This window comes from Paucibacter aquatile (assembly GCF_002885975.1).
Taxonomy (GTDB): domain Bacteria; phylum Pseudomonadota; class Gammaproteobacteria; order Burkholderiales; family Burkholderiaceae_C; genus Paucibacter_A; species Paucibacter_A aquatilis.
In genome coordinates this window covers 1,661,775-1,677,200 of record NZ_POSP01000003.1, presented here as the reverse complement: position 1 = coordinate 1,677,200, position 15,426 = coordinate 1,661,775, and the positions used below count along the sequence as shown (strand labels likewise).

Below are 15,426 nucleotides of genomic sequence, written 5' to 3'. Positions count from 1 at the left end.
GTCAGGTCGCTGCCGCCTCGGCAGACGTTCCTCCGCCCGTGCCGGGGCTGTCGCCCTCGCCCTCGCCGCTCATGTCCAGCGCCAGGGTCAGCGGCCCCGCGACCTCCGCGGCCTCGTCGTCTTCGGACTCGGCGGCCGGGTCTTCGCCCGCGCCGGCGCCTTCGGCCTCCAGGCGCTCGATCAGGGTGGCGTGCACATCCAGCGTCATCTCATCGGTGCCGGTGATGCGCACCCGCACATGGGCGCCGCGCGGCAGCGGCTCGCAGCCCAGGGCCTTGAAGACCAGGGGCAGGGTGTCGGCGCGCACCAGGCCGTCCTTCATGACAGTGGCGGTCAGCTCGGTGATCTCGTTCTGTACCAGATAGCGCAGGGTCCAGAAGCGCTCGATGCCGTTCTGGAAGCCGTTGTAGGCGGTGTAGGCCGCGTCAAAGCCCGAGATGATGGAGAAGAGCTGCGCGTCCTTGGGCTTGAACGGTGCCACCAGGGCGGCCGTGCGGCCGTTCTTGGCGCAGGCAATGATCTGCCACTGGTTGACCAGGTCCACATAACGGCGCAGCGGCGAGGTGGCCCAGGTGTACTGCGCCACGCCCATGCCGGCGTGGGGCAGGGCCTTGGTGCCCATGCGCACCTTCACGCCCGGCGCCATGCTGGCCTGGCTGCGGTAGATGCCGGGCAGGCCCATGTCATTGAGCCAGCCGCCCCAGGTGGAGTTGGCCAGGATCATGGCCTCGGCCACGATCAGGTCCAGCGGCGAACCGCGTTGGCGGGTGCTGATGCTCACCACTTCGCTGCCATCCGGCTCGCGCTCGCCGTTGGAATCGAGGCGGAAGTTGTAGTCCGGCCGGTTGAAGTTCTCGGGCTTGCCGCGCACGACCTCGCGCTGTGCCTTCAGGTGGTTGGCCAGGCGGAAGGTGAAGGCCAGCTCGGGCGCGAAGGCGTAGTCGGCCGGGGCGGCGCCGGTCAAGGTGTCGGCGGTGATGACGCCGTCCAGCTTGTCGTGGCGCAGATTGGCCTTGATGGGCACGCGCTCCAGCTTTGTCTCGCTGCCGGTCACGGCCAGCGTGGCCTCGTCCATGGTGACGTAGAGCGACACCGCCGGGCAGTCGCGCCCTTCGATCAGCGTGTAGGCCTGCACCACCTCGTCCGGCAGCATGGTCAGCTTCCAGCCGGGCATGTAGACGGTGGACAGGCGCTCGCGCGCCACCTTGTCCACGGCCGAGTCGGGCTGGAAGGCCAGGCCCGGCGCGGCGATGTGCACGCCGAAGACGATGGTGCCCGTGCCCAGACCCTGCACCGACAGCGCATCGTCGATTTCGGTGGTGGCCGAATCGTCGATCGAGAAGGCCTGCACCGGCGACAGCGGCAGCTCGTCCTTGATCTCGGGCGCCTGCAGGGCCGGGAAACCCGTGCCCTTGGGGAACTGCTCGAACAGGAAGCGCTTCCAGTGGAACTGATAGGGGCTGGCGATGGCGCCGGCCGACTTGAGCAGATCCAGCGGCGCCTTGTGCGAGCGGCGCGTGGCCTCGACCACGGCCTTGTACTCGGGGCCGTTCTTGTCGGGCTTGAAGAGGATCTTGTAAATCTGGTCGCGGATCGCGTCGGGGCAGCGGCCGGCGGCCAGCTCTTCGGCCCAGGCTTCGATCTGCAGCGCCTGCTGGCGCTTGCGTTCGATGCCCAGCAGGGCGGCCTTGACCACCTCTTCGGCTGCCTTCTTGAACTGGCCCTTGCCGGCGCGGCGGAAGTAATGCGGCGCTTCGAAGAGGCGGAACAGGGCCGCCGCCTGGTGCGTCACCCCGGCCTTGGCGTCGAAGTAATCGCGTGCCAGATCGGCGAAGCTGAACTCGCTGTCGGGCGCGAACTCCCAGGCCAGGTCCAGGTCGATCTCCTGGGCCAGGCGCTGGCCTTCCGCGATCAGCTCCGCCGGGGCGGGCTTGTCGAACTTGAGCAGCACATTGGCTGCCTTCACTTTGACGCGCTTGCCCGACTCCAGTTCGATCTGCATCGAACTTTCGGCTTCGGACATGACACGGCCGGCGAGGAATTTTCCGGCTTCATCGAACAGGGCAAACATATGGGCGGCATTGTCGCTGATCAAACCGCTGCTTTTGGCCGCGCCCGCAAGTGGGGCGGTGCAATGGCCCGGAACGAGCCGGCGCACGGAGGTGCGTGGCGAGCCAGTTCTTGACCGCGTCTGCACTGAGCCGGCCGATGTCAGGCCGGGCCTCCCGATGTGGTTCGCCCGAGGGCGGCCCAGGCCGGGCCAAACTTTCGGCATACCTGCGAGCACCAGCGGACACCTAAGATGACCCGGTTGTCTGGGTTTTTGTCATCTTGTTGTCAAGTTCTGTTGGAGCTTTCGATCGTGATTCCTCTCTTGAAACAAAAAGCAAGTTTGCTCGCACTCTGTCTGGCGGCTTCGGTGAACGGCGCGTTTGCGGCTTCACTCGCGCAGCCTCCCTATCCCGCCACCCCGCTCAAACCCGTCACCGATGTCTATCACGGCACCGCCGTGGTCGACCCCTACCGCTGGATGGAGGACATGAAGTCCGCCGAGTTCCAGACCTGGCTGCGCGCGCAGGCCGACTACACCAAGGCTGGTCTGGCCCAGCTGCCCGGCCGCGCCGCCTTGCGCGAGCGCCTGGGCCAGCTCTCCGACGCAGGCGAAAGCACCGGCGGCTACAAGTCCGTGGCCGGCCAGCTCTTTTATATGAAGCGCGCGCCGGGCCAGAACCAGTCGCGGCTGTGGCTGCGCGCGGGGGTGGAGGGCGCCGAGCGCGAGCTGCTGGACCCGAACAACATCCCCGGCGAGCCCGGCAAGCATGCGATCGACTGGTACACGCCCTCGCCGGACGGCAAGCGCTTGGCCATCGGCCTGTCCAGCGGCGGCTCGGAAAACAGCGTGCTGCGCGTGCTCGATGTGGCCAGCGGCAAGTTCTTGAGCGAGGCCATCGCCCACACCGGCCTCAACCAGTTCGGCGTGGCCTGGTTCAAGGACGGCAGCGGCTTCGCCTACAACCGCCACCCGGCGGAAGAGCGCTACAACAAGAGCGCCGTCTTCCTGCACAAGCTCGGCGCCGATCCGGCGCAAGACGCGCCCCTGTTCGGCTGGGAGGTGAACGCCCAGGAGAAGCACGCCCTGGCCGATCTGCCCTACGTCTATCTGAGCAAGGATTCGCGCTGGGCCCTGGCCGAGGTGCTGCATGGCGATGCGGTCGAGCGCTCCTACTGGGTGGCGCCGGCCGAGGACCTGCTCAAGAAGGGCGCAGCCACCCCCTGGCGCCGCATCATCCGCCCGGAAGACAAGGTCACGGAGGCCACCATCTCCGGCGACCAGATCTACGCCCTGAGCCAGAAAAATGCCTCGCGCCGCGAGCTGCTGCAGCTGGACCTGCGCCTGCGCGCCACGCTCTTCCGCCCCCTGCTGCCGGCGGGCGAGAGCGTGCTGCAGGACATCAAGCTGGCTGGCGATGCCGTCTACGTGAAGGCCCTGGATGCCGGCGTGAGCAAGCTCTGGCGGGTGGAGAAAAAAACCAGCAAAGGCAAGCCCGCCATCTCGACCGTGGCCCTGCCGTTTGAAGGCACGCTGCGCGAGATCAGCCCCTTGCCCGGCGGTGAGCTGCTGGTGCTGCACGAGGGCTGGACCCAGCCGCCGCAAAGCCTGGTCTTGATGAAGCCCGGCGCGGCTGACGCATCGGCGCGGCGCGTGAACCTGCAAAAGCCGGTGGCCGTGGACACCTCGGGCGTGCAGGCCGAGCGCGTCATGGTCAAGAGCCATGACGGCGTGATGGTGCCCTTGTCCATCATGTCTTCCAAGAGTGCGCCGCGCGACGGCAAGCGCCCCACCATCTTGATCGGCTACGGCGCCTACGGCTCCACCCAGGAGCCGCGCTTCGGCGCCACCCGCCTGGCCTGGCTGGAGCGCGGCGGCGTCACCGCCATCTGCCATGTGCGCGGCGGCGGGGAGCTGGGCGAAGAATGGCACCGCGGCGGCCATATCCTGACCAAGCAAAACACGGTCTCGGACTTTATTGCCTGCGCCGAATACCTGATCGCGCAGAAGTACGCCTCGCCCGCCACCCTGGCCGGCACCGGCGGCAGCGCCGGCGGCATCACCATCGGCGGCGCCATCACCCAGCGGCCTGACTTGTTTGCCGCGGCGCAGAGCGCGGTCAGCCTGTCCGACATGCTACGCATGGAAACCACGCTCAACGGTGCGCCCAATATCGCCGAGTTCGGCACGGTGACCAACCCCGCGCATTTCAAGAGCATGTATGCGCTGAGCCCCGTGCACCGCGTGCGCGACGGCGTGAACTACCCGGCCGTCATCGTCACCACCGGCGCCAACGACCCCCGCGTCGAAGCCTGGATCCCCGCCAAGTTCGCCGCCCGCCTGCAAGCCGCCCAGCCCGAGCGTTACGCCAGCAAGCCCGCGCTGCTGCGTGTGGACTTCGAAGGCGGCCACGGCATGGGCTCGGGCGTGTCGCAGCGCCTGGACGAAACGGCGGATGTGTGGAGTTTCTTCCTGTGGCAGTTCGGGGATGTGGGGTTTGCGCCGAAGAGGTGAGGGGTGGGTAGAGGGGCGGGCGGGTGACGTGCAAGCGGCGTGACTCGTCTTGCCCCGCACCTTTGGCGATTGACCTGCAGTCGAGCTTTAGGGCGGGCGGGGGAGGTCTGCAATGCAGCGGTTCCAGTCGTTGGCGGGTCGGTAGGCGAACTCACGCTGACCGGCACCAACCTGTCGCTGGGCTTTGTCACCGCGAGCGGCGTGAGCGTCAGCTGTACGAGGTATTCTGTTGAAAAAGTCCCTACCTCGACCCGCTTGTGCACCGTACAATTTGAGTGTTAGCCGGTCGAATCTTGGAGGGCGCCGAGATGATGGGACGACAAGCGAGCGGGCAAGATCGGTTGTTCTATTCGTTCAACCTCGAAGACCACATTCCCCAGAATCATCTGCTGCGCGGCATTGATCGCTGCCTTGACTTCGCTGGCCTGCGTGAGCACCTGGCCGAGCATTACAGCCAGATCGGCCGCCCGTCCATCGACCCTGAGTTGATGCTGCGCATGTTGGTCGTCGGGTACTGCTATGGCATCCGCTCCGAGCGCCGCCTGTGCGAGGAGTTGCACTTGAACTTGGCCTACCGTTGGTTCTGCCGACTGAGCCTGGAAGACGCCGTACCCGATCACTCCACTTTCTCGAAGAATCGCCATGGGCGCTTCCGTGACAGCGGCGTGTTCCGTTGGTTGTTCGATGAGGTCGTGCGTCGCTGTATGGCAGCCGGCCTCGTCAAGGCTGAGGGCTTTGCAGTAGATGCCAGCATCGTGGAGGCCGATGCCAGCAGCCAGCGTGGTGTGGCTGGCACCGAGTCGGTTGACTGGAAAGATCCAGCACTGAGCACACGCGCCGTGCGCGAGTACCTGGAAGGATTAGATGCCGAAGCCCTTGGCAAGGTCCTAGCCAAGAAGATTTCGCTGACCGACCCACAAGCAAGTTGGACGGCGGCGACGGGCGGCCCCGCGTTCTTCGCCTACTCGACGAATTACCTCATCGATGCCGAGCATGGCGTGATCATGGATGTCCAGGCCACGCCGGCCCACCGCACCGCCGAGGTCGAGTCGACCAAACTGATGGTTGATCGAGTGCAGGAGCAGTTCGGCCTCAAGCCCGAGCGGTTGATCGGCGACACGGCCTACGGCACGGCGCCCATGCTGAGTTGGATGGTGGACGAAAAGGGCATCGAACCCCATGTGCCCGTCTGGGATCGCACGCAGCGCGATGACGGCACGCTCTCAAGCAACGAGTTCACTTGGGACGAGCAGGCCAAGGAATACACCTGCCCACAAGGTCGCCCGCTGCGCAGCCAGTGGCGAGTCTTCAAGATTGAGCGCAGTCACATCACCAAGGCCGACACTGTGATTTACCGTGCGAGCCAACAAGATTGCGCCAACTGCCCCGAGAAGCAGCGCTGCTGCCCCACCACCCCTATGCGCAAGATCGTTCGCAGCGTTCACGAAGCCGCACGGGACGTAGGGCGCAAGATTGCCACCACCGAACAGTACGAGCGCTCACGTTGCCAACGCAAGAAGGTGGAAATGCTGTTTGCCCACCTGAAGCGAATCCTGCGGCTGGATCGCTTGCGCCTGCGAGGACTTAGTGGCGCGATGGACGAGTTCACGATGGCTGCGGCAGTACAAAACCTGCGTCGTTTGGCGATGCGGGTGCCGCAAGGTCCACCAACTCAAGGCACAGCTACGCCCGCTTGAGGCGAAACCCCATCGATTAACCTCAAAACCGGGTCGAAAGACCTGGTTCAGACGAAGAAAAGGTGAGTTGAGCGCCTTCGCCTTCCCTTCCGCAACGTCGCCTTCGAGCCGATCAGCGACTTTTTCAACAGAATACGAGGTACAGCTGCCGTTGGACTCTCGCGAGTCGGCCGGCGTCCCACTTGCGACCAGTTCTCTGCAGTCCGAACTCACGTCACTGAATCGCCCCGGGTTCCGAGGAGGCCTGTTGGTTTAAGTCAGGCGGTCGCGGCCTGACCAGCGCGGTGACGATGGTAATTGGCTTCGAACTCAGCAGGCGGCACATGGCCCAGCGGCCCCATCAGCCGGTGATGGTTGAACCAGGCGACCCATTCCAGTGTTGCCAGTTCCACCGCCTGCTTGGTCTTCCAAGGCCCGCGCCGGTGAATGACCTCGGCCTTGTACAGCCCGTTGATGGTCTCGGCCAGTGCGTTGTCGTAGCTGTCGCCCTTGGAACCCACTGAGGGCTCGATTCCGGCCTCGGCCAACCGCTCGCTGTAGCGGATAGACACGTATTGCGACCCACGGTCGGAGTGATGCACCAGGCCATCGGACGGCTTGCGGTCGTACAGCGCCTGCTCCAATGCGTCGAGTACGAACTCGGTGTGCATCGAACTGCTCTGACGCCAACCCACGATGCGCCGGCTGAACACGTCGATGACGAACGCTACATACACCCAGCCCTGCCAGGTTGAGACATAGGTGAAGTCCGAGACCCACAGCTGGTTCGGCCGCTCGGCCCGGAACTGCCGATTGACGCGGTCCAACGGGCATGGCGCCTTGGGATCGGGAATGGTGGTGCGCACGGCCTTGCCTCGGCGCACACCCTGCAGCCCGAGCTGGCGCATCAGCCGCTCGACGGTGCAGCGCGCCACGGCGACGCCTTCGCGGTTGAGCTGGCGCCAGACCTTCTCGGCGCCGTAGACCTGATGGTTGGCCTGCCAGACGCGCTGCACCTGCGGTAGCAGTTGCACATCGCGCTGGGCTCGCAAAGAGCGCAAGGCCGGGCTGCGCTGACAAGCGACGTGGCGCCAGTAAGCCGATGGGGCAATCTGCAGGACGCGGCAGATCGGCTCGACCCCAAGCTGCTGGCGGTGCTGGTCGATGAACGCCTTCAGGACTTGATGCGGCGGTCGAGCTCCGCCTGGGCGAAAAACGCGCTGGCCAGCTTCAGAATCTCGTTGGCCTTGCGCAGCTCGCGCACCTCTCGTTCCAGTTCCTTGATGCGCTGAGCCTCCGCAGTCGAGACACCGTCTCGCTGGCCGGCATCGACCTCGTGCTGCTTGACCCAGGTGTGCAAGGTCTGCGGCACGCAGCCGATCTTGTCGGCGATGGATTCGATGGCCGCCCACTGCGACGGATGTTCTGCTCGGTGCTCCAGCACCATGCGCACGGCACGCTCACGCACCTCGGGCGAAAACTTCGGGGACTTCTTCATGGCTCCATTCTCCAGAGTTGGAGCCTCCTCAAAACCCGGGGCGATTCACACCGACCCTGAGGGGACATTCGCAGTCCTGATCTCGTTGCCGCACACCTGACAGCCGAATCCGTGCCTGTGGCACCAGAACGAGACACTGCAGGGGTGGTAAGTGAAAGCATGGACGATCAAGGTGCAGTGCGCCTCATTAGACGAGGGTAACGGGGCGCCAAGCCGTGCTTGGACACGAAGGTCAATTAAGCTGATGGAACCTGCCTCTGTGTTCGCAGTCTAGCCAGAGGCCCGCCGGACTAACTCGCTTTGCGGGCGGCGACCGGACCACAATGTTTAGATGCACTCGAAATCTGAACGTGTTGAGTGATTCGCTGTGTACAGCGTCCTAGATGTCGGCGTTGCGAGCGAGGGGGTAATGGCTTCACCTGTCGCCAAGTTAGCCCTCAGTGGCTCAGCCGGATGAGTCAAACAGCTGAGCGCTTCGGCATCTAATGCTTCCTGCACAGCAGGACTGAACCGGGCTAGCCATCAAGGTCATGCCAGCCTCCCTGATCTGCTCCGGCTTCGCTCGAAAACGCAGAAACTGCGCGGTACCGGTCTGAAGCGCGTCTCGCCTAAGCCTTGAATTGAACTGAGTGTTTGCTGGGGTCGCGCCTCGGTGGCGGGAAGGCAACGTCTACACTGAGAATTAGCAAGGGCGGCAAGGCTCGCAACAAGCGCGCTGGTATGGTCGCCGAATCCACCGCACCTGCCGACACGGACGCAGCACATGACCGACAGACTTTTCGTCCTTGTGGACTATGACAACCTCGGCGATTTTCGAAAAAACAAGAAGCTTGACGCGGTTGTTCGGCACATTGAATCGCGCATCCCCAACCAATTCATGGACGGTGTTTCGCGCGTCGAGGTGCGTTTGTACGGCGGTTGGACCACTGGACGCTCACTTACCCGCCAAGCCCAGGTTCTTGGGACAGAGATTCAAGCCAATTTCCCAGCTACAACCCAGCGCCTCGATCCAACCGGTAGGCTGGTCAAGCGCATGCTGACGGTAGCTTTCGCCCGCTCGGGCCTGTTCTTGCCAAGCGAAGACCTAGCCGACACTTTCATGCCTGGACGGTCGGTTCGGAACGTTCAGGTCGATCAAAGTGGATGGCGCACATGCGCGTCCCCACAACGATGCCAGTTGGCGCCAATCGAATCGTTCCTCCGAGATGGGCAGTGCGATTTTGGCAACTGCGGAGTAACGACCCGAGACCTTCTTCGCAGGAACGAACAGAAGCAGGTCGACACTCTTATGGTAGCGGACATGGCGGAACTCGCGCTGCGGCAAGGGGCAAAGAAAGTGGTAGTTGTTTCGTCAGACGCCGACATGTGGCCAGGTGTACTTCTTTGCCTCACAGCGGGAGCATCTGTTTGCCAAATTCATACTTCCCCGGGGGGCATGACCAAACCTGTGCTGATGTCCAATTTGTCGCGACTCGGCGTTGTGTACAAGCAAACTTCCGTCTGAAGAGGAGCAAACCGTGACCGTAAATGAACTGAAGCGCATCCTCGGAGCCTTCGTCAATGACCCGAGTGAGCTGGACGTTCGTCAAGGGCGAATCGTTGCTCAAATTCAAGACGAATTGATAGATGTTCGCCTCGTCACGAAGCCAGATTCGGGCGAGTTGATGATCGAAGACTCCGACTCAACGTATACACCTCGTTCGTGGCTCATTCGAAGGGTTGCAAAGCTCGATCTGCTTGCTGACCGGATCTTGACGTTTGTCCCGGACACACCAGCCTTTGTGATGCCGAGCGGCCTTCTGCGCGGAGATCTTTCTTCCCCCGCCTCAGACGACGAGTTCGCTGTCACCAATGTCGCCGCTTCTCTAGAGCAGCGTTTGGGGGCCCCAATTCCGGCAACCACAGCAATCCTGTATCTCACCTCAGATGCTGGAGAGGGCAAGACGACGCTAATTAACCACTTAGCTCGACAGCAGGCCGCCCGCTGCAAGTCCCGAACAGGTAGTTGGCTTCTAGTACCGATAGCACTTGGCGGCAAGACGTTTCTGAGATTTGACGATGTCGTCATCGGAACATTGTCAAACCGCTTCCGCTTCAATCGGTACTACTTTGATGGATTTCTTGAGTTGGTCAAGCTTGGAGCTATTGTTCCGGCCTTTGATGGATTCGAGGAGATGTTTGTCGAGGGGCACTCAGGCGAAGCCGTCTCCGCGCTCGGCAGTTTCATCGATTCGCTTCATTCAGCTGGATCGATCATGGTCGCAGCGAGAAAGGCCTTCTTTGAGATCACGAGCTTCAAGACACAGGCACGGCTGTTTGACGCGATCGGGGACAGGTCTGCTTCGTTTGCAAGACTGAAGATCAATCGATGGATGAGGCCTCAGTTCCTTGAGTACGCGGCTCTGCGTGGTTTCTCAGATGCCGAGGACTTGTACGACACCTTTGCAGCACGCCTCGGAGGCGAACACCCGATGTTGTCGCGCGCCTTCCTAGTCAAGCGACTGGTGGACCTCGCGCAAAGTGTCGAGACGGTTGAGCAGCTTGCAAATGAACTCGGTACTGCACCGCAGGACTATTTCTTCAGGTTCGTCGAGACACTCGTGGATCGGGAGGCCCGCCTGAAGTGGCTAGACAAAACTGGGGATGCAGCGCAGCCTTTGCTCACTGTGACGGAACACCATCAACTTTTGGCCGCGATCGCACGCGAGATGTGGCAATCTTCGGCCAATTCGCTTCGGCTCGACGTGATCGACGTGATCGTGGAGATGTTTGCCGAGCCGATGAGGCGAGGCCCTACATTTGTTCGCCAAATTCGCGAGCGAGTTCGAAACCACTCCCTTCTCTCGACGAACCCAGCGCGCGGAGGCTTGCTCGAGTTCGATCATGACGAGTTCCGCCGCTTCTATTTGGGAGAGTCATTAGGCAGTGCGCTTGCGGATCGGAACCAAGCGGACTTACTATCAATCGTTTCGGCTGACAGGCTTCCATCTGACACTTGTGACCAAGCAGTCAGCCATCTGCTAAGAGTCGGAATGCAACAGAGCGATTGCACTGCTGTAGTCGTGGATGTCGCACGTAGCTCATCGCCACTGTCGTTTGCGCGAGAGAACTGCGGTGCCCTGCTAGTGCGGCTGCTTTCTGGTCAGTCCGATAGCCGAGGTCGCGTGGAAGTGGATTCAGTGGTCTTTCCATTGAACGCCCTATTTGGTCGACGGCTGTCCGACGTGACATTTTCGCAGTGTCGTTTTGAACCTACGGAGATCGCTGGTGCGAATTTCAACAGTATCTCGTTCCATAACTGCGACTTTGAACGCATCGATGCCGCGGACGCGGACACTTTAGCTGGTACCACCCTTGTCGACTGCCGAGTCAACGCTTTGAAGCGCGGCAGCGGGGAAGGTGAAAGAAACCTCTACGGGCCTCATGAAATAGCCGCTGAAATGCGCAAACTTGGCGCAGCAATTCCGCTGGCAGCGAACTTGCCAGCTGATGCCGCGCTACCTGAGGCCGATTCGCGGATTGATGCCGTCGAGAAGTTCCTTAGAGTGTTTTTGCGTACGACTCAGGTCAATGAAGATACGATCCGGGCCAAATTCGGTAGGCAAGGTCCATGGTTCGTCGACGACATTGTTCCTATCTTGGTTCGAGCGAATATCGTCGAAAACGTTGAGTACAGGGGCAAAGGCGTTCAGGCCCGTTTCAAGCTTGCTGTCCCGATGTACGCGATTCAGGATGCCCTCGCAGCCTCAGCAGGCAGTTTTGACACGTTTCTAGCAGCACTTGACGCTAGGGGAACCCAAGGTTAAGCCACCCGAGAGAGGTTATCAATGAATGGCAGTTCCGCTGGGAACACTGCTCGCTGGCACTTTCCAAGACACTCGTTCAACATCGAAAGGTACTGCGCTAGATCATCACCCTCAAAGTTGATTGCCGCTTTTGGAGAAGCGAGATAAGCGAGGGTCATAAGAAGCGAGGGTCAAAGAAGCGAGGGTCAGGCCTTAAATTTCAAGGCAAGACTTGACCCCCAAGTTGTTCCGTTGAATCGCCCCTTGGTGACACGCGTGGGTGTGTCGCCAGTTTGAACGCCGCGTTCCGGTCTTGAGACCATCGAAGAGTAGAGCAGCCCAGGGTCCGCGCCTCCTACCCCCGCCCCGCCCTCTGCAAATGCTTGAAGTGCTCAAACAACCAGGAGCGCATGCCCATCACCAAGGTGTACTGGCGCTTCTCGGCCTCGGGCAGTTTCTGGTCCAGCAGGTGCTGGCGAGCAAAGTCGTGGGCCAGGCGTTGCAGGCGCTCGACCAGTTCGCGGGCCTTGGCCTGGCTGAGGCGGCCGTGCACCAGGCTGAGCAGCTCGGCCTCGCCGTCGAAGCCGCCTGAGAAAAAATCTCCCGCCACTTCCTCGCGGAAGAAGTTCATCACCGGCCCATGCGGGCGCCAGCGGAAGGTCTTGGCCACGCGCAGCTTGTAGCGGTTCAGGGGCTTGAGCTCGATGATGTCCAGGCGGTCCAGCTCGGCCAGGTGCAGGGTCACCTCGGCCTCGCTGAGGCGGTAATTCTGGTGCATCTGCTCGGCCGTCCATTGGCTCAGGCAGCAGATCGCCACCAGCAGCAGCTTGGGGTCGGCGACCACGGCTTTTTCCTGCGCCAGGCTCAGCTCCATGCGCAGGGGCTGGCGTTCGCTGAGTGAGCGGCTCAGCTCGCCGAAATCGGTGTTCAGCACCCGGCAGATTTCATCAACCCGCGACAGCGGCATCTCGCCGCCGGGCGCAAACATGCGCTTGACGCTGGATTCCGACAGCTCCAGCTCGCGGGCCACATCGGCATAGCTCAGGCCCTGGCTCTTCAGCTCGGCCTTGATCACTTCGATCAGGGTTTGGGTGGTGGACATGCGTGGCTCGGTGCGAAGGAGAGTAAGAAAAAGCAGTGTGACGCTGGGCGCAGCAGTAGCGCATGGTGCCACCGTCGGGGCCAGGTCTTGCCACCGAAAGGCATTTTTCGCACGCCAGCGCCGCGCCGCCGCGAGCATCGCTTTCATTCCCAGCCCGCGCCAAGCCGAGCTGAGTTCAATCAAGACGGAGTGAGACACGCGATGCACCACGATGCTGACTTTCAAACCACGCGGCGCCGCCACCTGCAATGCTGCGGCGCCGCCGCCGTGGCCGGCCTGTTCAGCAGCCTGGTGCGCCCGGCCCAGGCCGGCTATCTGCGCAACCCCTGCCGTGGCGCCTTGCCCGAGGCCCTGCGCCAGCATCCGGCCCTGCAGCAGCTCTGGCAAGACATCGACGCCCGCCAGCTCTGGGACGTGCATTGCCATCTGCTCGGCACCGGCGACGCCGGCAGCGGCTGCCGCATCCACCCGGCCATGCACCAGTGGTGGCACCCGGGCGAGAGCCTGCGCCGGCGCGTCATCATGGACGGCGCTTGCGTGCCGGCCGATGCGCCCAGCGTGGACCGCGCTTATCTGCAGCGCCTGCGTGCGCTGACCGAGGATTTCCCCGAGGGCGCCCGCTGGATGCTCTATGCCTTTGACGAAGCCCACGACGAGCAGGGCCGGGCCCAAGCCGACTGGACCACCTTCCATGTGCCCGATGCTTATGCCCGCAGCGTGGCGCAGGCCGGCCCGCAGCGCTTCGCCTGGGTGGCCTCCATCCACCCTTACCGCGAGGATGGGCTGACCCGCCTGGATGCGGCCATCGCCGGCGGCGCCGTGGCGCTGAAATGGCTGCCCAGCAGCATGAACATCGATCTGCGCGACCGCCACCTGCGCCCCTTTTACGAACGCATGGCTGCCGCCCGCCTGCCGCTGATCGTGCACTGCGGCGAAGAGAAAGCCGTGCCCGGCGCCGGCCGTGATGAACTGGGCAACCCGCTGCTGCTGCGCCAGCCTTTGTCGCAAGGCGTGCGCGTGATTGCGGCCCATTGCGCCTCACTCGGCGACGCGCTGGACCTAGACCAGCCCCGGCCGCGCCTGCGCCCGGCATTTGATCTCTTCGCCCGCCTGATGGACGAGCCGGCCTGGAGCGGCCTGCTGCTCGGCGATGTCTCGGCCCTGTTCCAGTTCAACCGCCGGCCCGAGGTCTGGCGCAGCGTGCTGAGCCGGCCAGACTGGCACGGCCGCCTGCTCCACGGCTCGGACTACCCGCTGCCCGGCGTCGGCCCGCTCTACCGCCTGGGCAGCCTGGTGCGGGCGGGGCTGCTGGACGAAGCGCAGCAGCCTTTTCTGGAGCAGCTGCGCGAGCACAACCCGCTGCTGTTCGATCTGCTTTTGAAGAAGTCGGTTCGGTGGCGAGGCCAGGGCCTGCGCACGGAAGTCTTTCACTCGCGCCGCCATTTTGAGCATGGAGGCTGAGCGCGGCCTGCGATGATGCGCCCGCCAGCGCGCATGCCAATCCCTGTGCCGGCGGCGTGCCTGGTGGAGACATCGAGTCGAAGCCGTGGATCAGCAAGACCCTTGAATCGGGAGTTATGAAGATGAAGAAGAAAGCCAAGTCCTTTTCCTGCTCTGCGGGTCTGCTGCTGAGCCTGGTCTTGCTGCAAGCGCCACAGGCGCAAGCCCAGACCACGGCCTCGGAGGCCAGCGCCTTGTCGGCTGTGCCCGTGGCGGTCTCGGTGGCGGCGCCTGCGGTGCTCTTGTCGGCGGGTGCGAACTTGACGGTCGTGGCCGTCGAAGCCTCGGCCCAGGGCACGGTGTGGGTGTTGGAACGCGCGTCGGATGGCGTCCGCGCCAGCGTTCGTTTCGCCGGCAAGGCCAGCACCGCCTTGGGCGCCGTGGTAGTGGTCTCGGTGATCGGCAGTGGCTATGTGCTCTCGGTGGCGGGCGAGGCGGTCGCCCTGGTGCCCAATGCCATCGGCAAGGCCTTGCTGCACCACGAGCAGATCACCCGATGAAGCGCTGCGTTTGGGTTCTGCTGTTGCTGACGGCGGGCTGGGCTCAGGCCGGGCGGCCTTGTGAGGACAAGCCGCTCACCGTGCAGCAGATCGAGCGCGGCATGAATTTGGCCGAAGCCACGGCTCGGCAGTTGGAGGCCAGCGGCGCTCAGGTCGTGTTGCTGGCTCGCGCGGGGCAAGACCTGAGTAAATACGGTGTGCAGTGGTCCCACCTGGGCTTTGCCTACCGCGACAGCCAGGGTGATGCGCAGGCTGCGCAGCCGGTCTGGCGCGTGCTGCACAAGCTCAACCACTGTGGCAGCGCCCGCGCCGATCTGTTTCGTCAGGGCCTGGGTGAGTTCTTTTTGGACCGGCCGCATCGCTACGAGGCTGCTTTTGCTCGGTTGAGCCCGGCGCTTCAGTCGGCGCTGATGCCGCTGCTGCGCGACAAGGCACGCGTGGCCACTCTGCACGAGCCGCGCTACAGCATGGTGTCTTACGCCTGGGGCAGCAAGTACCAGCAAAGCAATCAATGGGTGCTGGAGACCCTGGCCTTGGCGAGCCAGGGTGCAGAGAGCCGCGCCCAGGCCCAGGCCTGGTTGCGCGAGCGGGACTACCAGCCCGGCCTGCTGCGCCTGTCCACGGCCACGCGCCTGGGCGCACGGGTGAGCATGGCCAATGTCGAGTTCGATGACCATCCGAGCGCCCAACGTTTTGCAGGACGAATTGAAACAATCACAGCCGATTCGGTGTTCGCCTGGCTGCCCCGCGCGGGAGCTGGCGATGCGGTTGAGCTGGTCAAACCATGAATTGAGAGAGCGG

The 15,426-nt window shown here is 63.3% G+C and carries 10 protein-coding genes and 1 other annotated feature; of the genes, 7 read left to right on the top strand and 3 right to left on the bottom strand.

Going from position 1 to position 15,426, the window contains the following annotated elements:
• Position 1: 1 nt before the first annotated feature.
• Entirely contained in the window at positions 2-2,071 is a 2,070-nt protein-coding gene (locus C1O66_RS10435) for a ribonuclease catalytic domain-containing protein (RefSeq protein ID WP_102769588.1), read from the bottom strand.
• 348 nt (positions 2,072-2,419) lie between these two features.
• On the opposite strand from C1O66_RS10435, the gene C1O66_RS10430 reads away from it, so the two are divergent.
• Together C1O66_RS10430 and C1O66_RS10425 are read left to right on the top strand one after the other, a co-directional pair.
• Positions 2,420-4,564, top strand: a complete 2,145-nt coding sequence (locus tag C1O66_RS10430) for a prolyl oligopeptidase family serine peptidase (protein ID WP_165794553.1) — start codon at positions 2,420-2,422, stop codon at positions 4,562-4,564.
• Positions 4,565-4,872: 308 nt separating this feature from the next.
• On the top strand, positions 4,873-6,261 hold the full coding sequence (locus C1O66_RS10425; RefSeq protein ID WP_102769448.1) for a transposase: 1,389 nt from the start codon (positions 4,873-4,875) through the stop codon (positions 6,259-6,261).
• A gap of 257 nt (positions 6,262-6,518) precedes the next feature.
• On the opposite strand, the gene C1O66_RS10420 is transcribed toward C1O66_RS10425, so the two are convergent.
• Positions 6,519-7,738, bottom strand: a protein-coding gene (locus tag C1O66_RS10420) for an IS3 family transposase (RefSeq protein ID WP_102767821.1) whose coding sequence is annotated in 2 segments (ribosomal slippage) — positions 6,519-7,450 and positions 7,450-7,738 — 1,221 coding nt in all. Because the reading frame shifts where the segments join, the coding sequence is not laid out codon by codon here.
• Positions 7,344-7,460, bottom strand: a sequence feature (AL1L pseudoknot). Its footprint overlaps the gene before it by 117 nt.
• A gap of 763 nt (positions 7,739-8,501) precedes the next feature.
• On the opposite strand from C1O66_RS10420, the gene C1O66_RS23660 reads away from it, so the two are divergent.
• Positions 8,502-9,242 carry an NYN domain-containing protein gene (locus C1O66_RS23660; protein WP_133155161.1) on the top strand — a complete coding sequence of 247 codons (741 nt, stop codon included), beginning with the start codon at positions 8,502-8,504 and terminating at the stop codon, positions 9,240-9,242.
• Between the two features lie 13 nt (positions 9,243-9,255).
• Positions 9,256-11,544 carry an NACHT domain-containing protein gene (locus C1O66_RS10415; protein ID WP_102767820.1) on the top strand — a complete coding sequence of 763 codons (2,289 nt, stop codon included), beginning with the start codon at positions 9,256-9,258 and terminating at the stop codon, positions 11,542-11,544.
• 334 nt (positions 11,545-11,878) lie between these two features.
• Here C1O66_RS10415 and C1O66_RS10410 read toward each other — a convergent pair whose 3' ends face one another.
• Entirely contained in the window at positions 11,879-12,625 is a 747-nt protein-coding gene (locus C1O66_RS10410) for a helix-turn-helix domain-containing protein (RefSeq protein ID WP_102767819.1), read from the bottom strand.
• A 201-nt stretch (positions 12,626-12,826) separates the two neighbouring features.
• Between C1O66_RS10410 and C1O66_RS10405 the strand changes: the two genes are divergently transcribed.
• From C1O66_RS10405 to C1O66_RS10395, 3 genes are all read left to right on the top strand, one after another.
• A complete protein-coding gene (locus tag C1O66_RS10405) occupies positions 12,827-14,086 on the top strand; it encodes an amidohydrolase family protein (protein ID WP_102767818.1) in 1,260 nt (419 codons plus the stop codon).
• Between the two features lie 122 nt (positions 14,087-14,208).
• A complete protein-coding gene (locus tag C1O66_RS10400; RefSeq protein ID WP_102769587.1) occupies positions 14,209-14,625 on the top strand; it encodes a hypothetical protein in 417 nt (138 codons plus the stop codon).
• Positions 14,622-15,413 carry a DUF2145 domain-containing protein gene (locus C1O66_RS10395; RefSeq protein WP_102767817.1) on the top strand — a complete coding sequence of 264 codons (792 nt, stop codon included), beginning with the start codon at positions 14,622-14,624 and terminating at the stop codon, positions 15,411-15,413. Before C1O66_RS10400 ends, C1O66_RS10395 begins: the two co-directional genes overlap by 4 nt.
• Positions 15,414-15,426 lie beyond the last annotated feature (13 nt).

Excerpts from the sequence above, each read along its gene's own strand:
- C1O66_RS23660 (WP_133155161.1), top strand. The coding sequence starts at position 8,502 with ATGACCGACAGACTTTTCGTCCTTGTGGACTATGACAACCTCGGCGAT.
- C1O66_RS10410 (WP_102767819.1), bottom strand. The coding sequence starts at position 12,625 with ATGTCCACCACCCAAACCCTGATCGAAGTGATCAAGGCCGAGCTGAAG.
- C1O66_RS10425 (WP_102769448.1), top strand. The coding sequence starts at position 4,873 with ATGATGGGACGACAAGCGAGCGGGCAAGATCGGTTGTTCTATTCGTTC.
- C1O66_RS10435 (WP_102769588.1), bottom strand. The coding sequence starts at position 2,071 with ATGTTTGCCCTGTTCGATGAAGCCGGAAAATTCCTCGCCGGCCGTGTC.
- C1O66_RS10405 (WP_102767818.1), top strand. The coding sequence starts at position 12,827 with ATGCACCACGATGCTGACTTTCAAACCACGCGGCGCCGCCACCTGCAA.
- C1O66_RS10400 (WP_102769587.1), top strand. The coding sequence starts at position 14,209 with ATGAAGAAGAAAGCCAAGTCCTTTTCCTGCTCTGCGGGTCTGCTGCTG.
- C1O66_RS10395 (WP_102767817.1), top strand. The coding sequence starts at position 14,622 with ATGAAGCGCTGCGTTTGGGTTCTGCTGTTGCTGACGGCGGGCTGGGCT.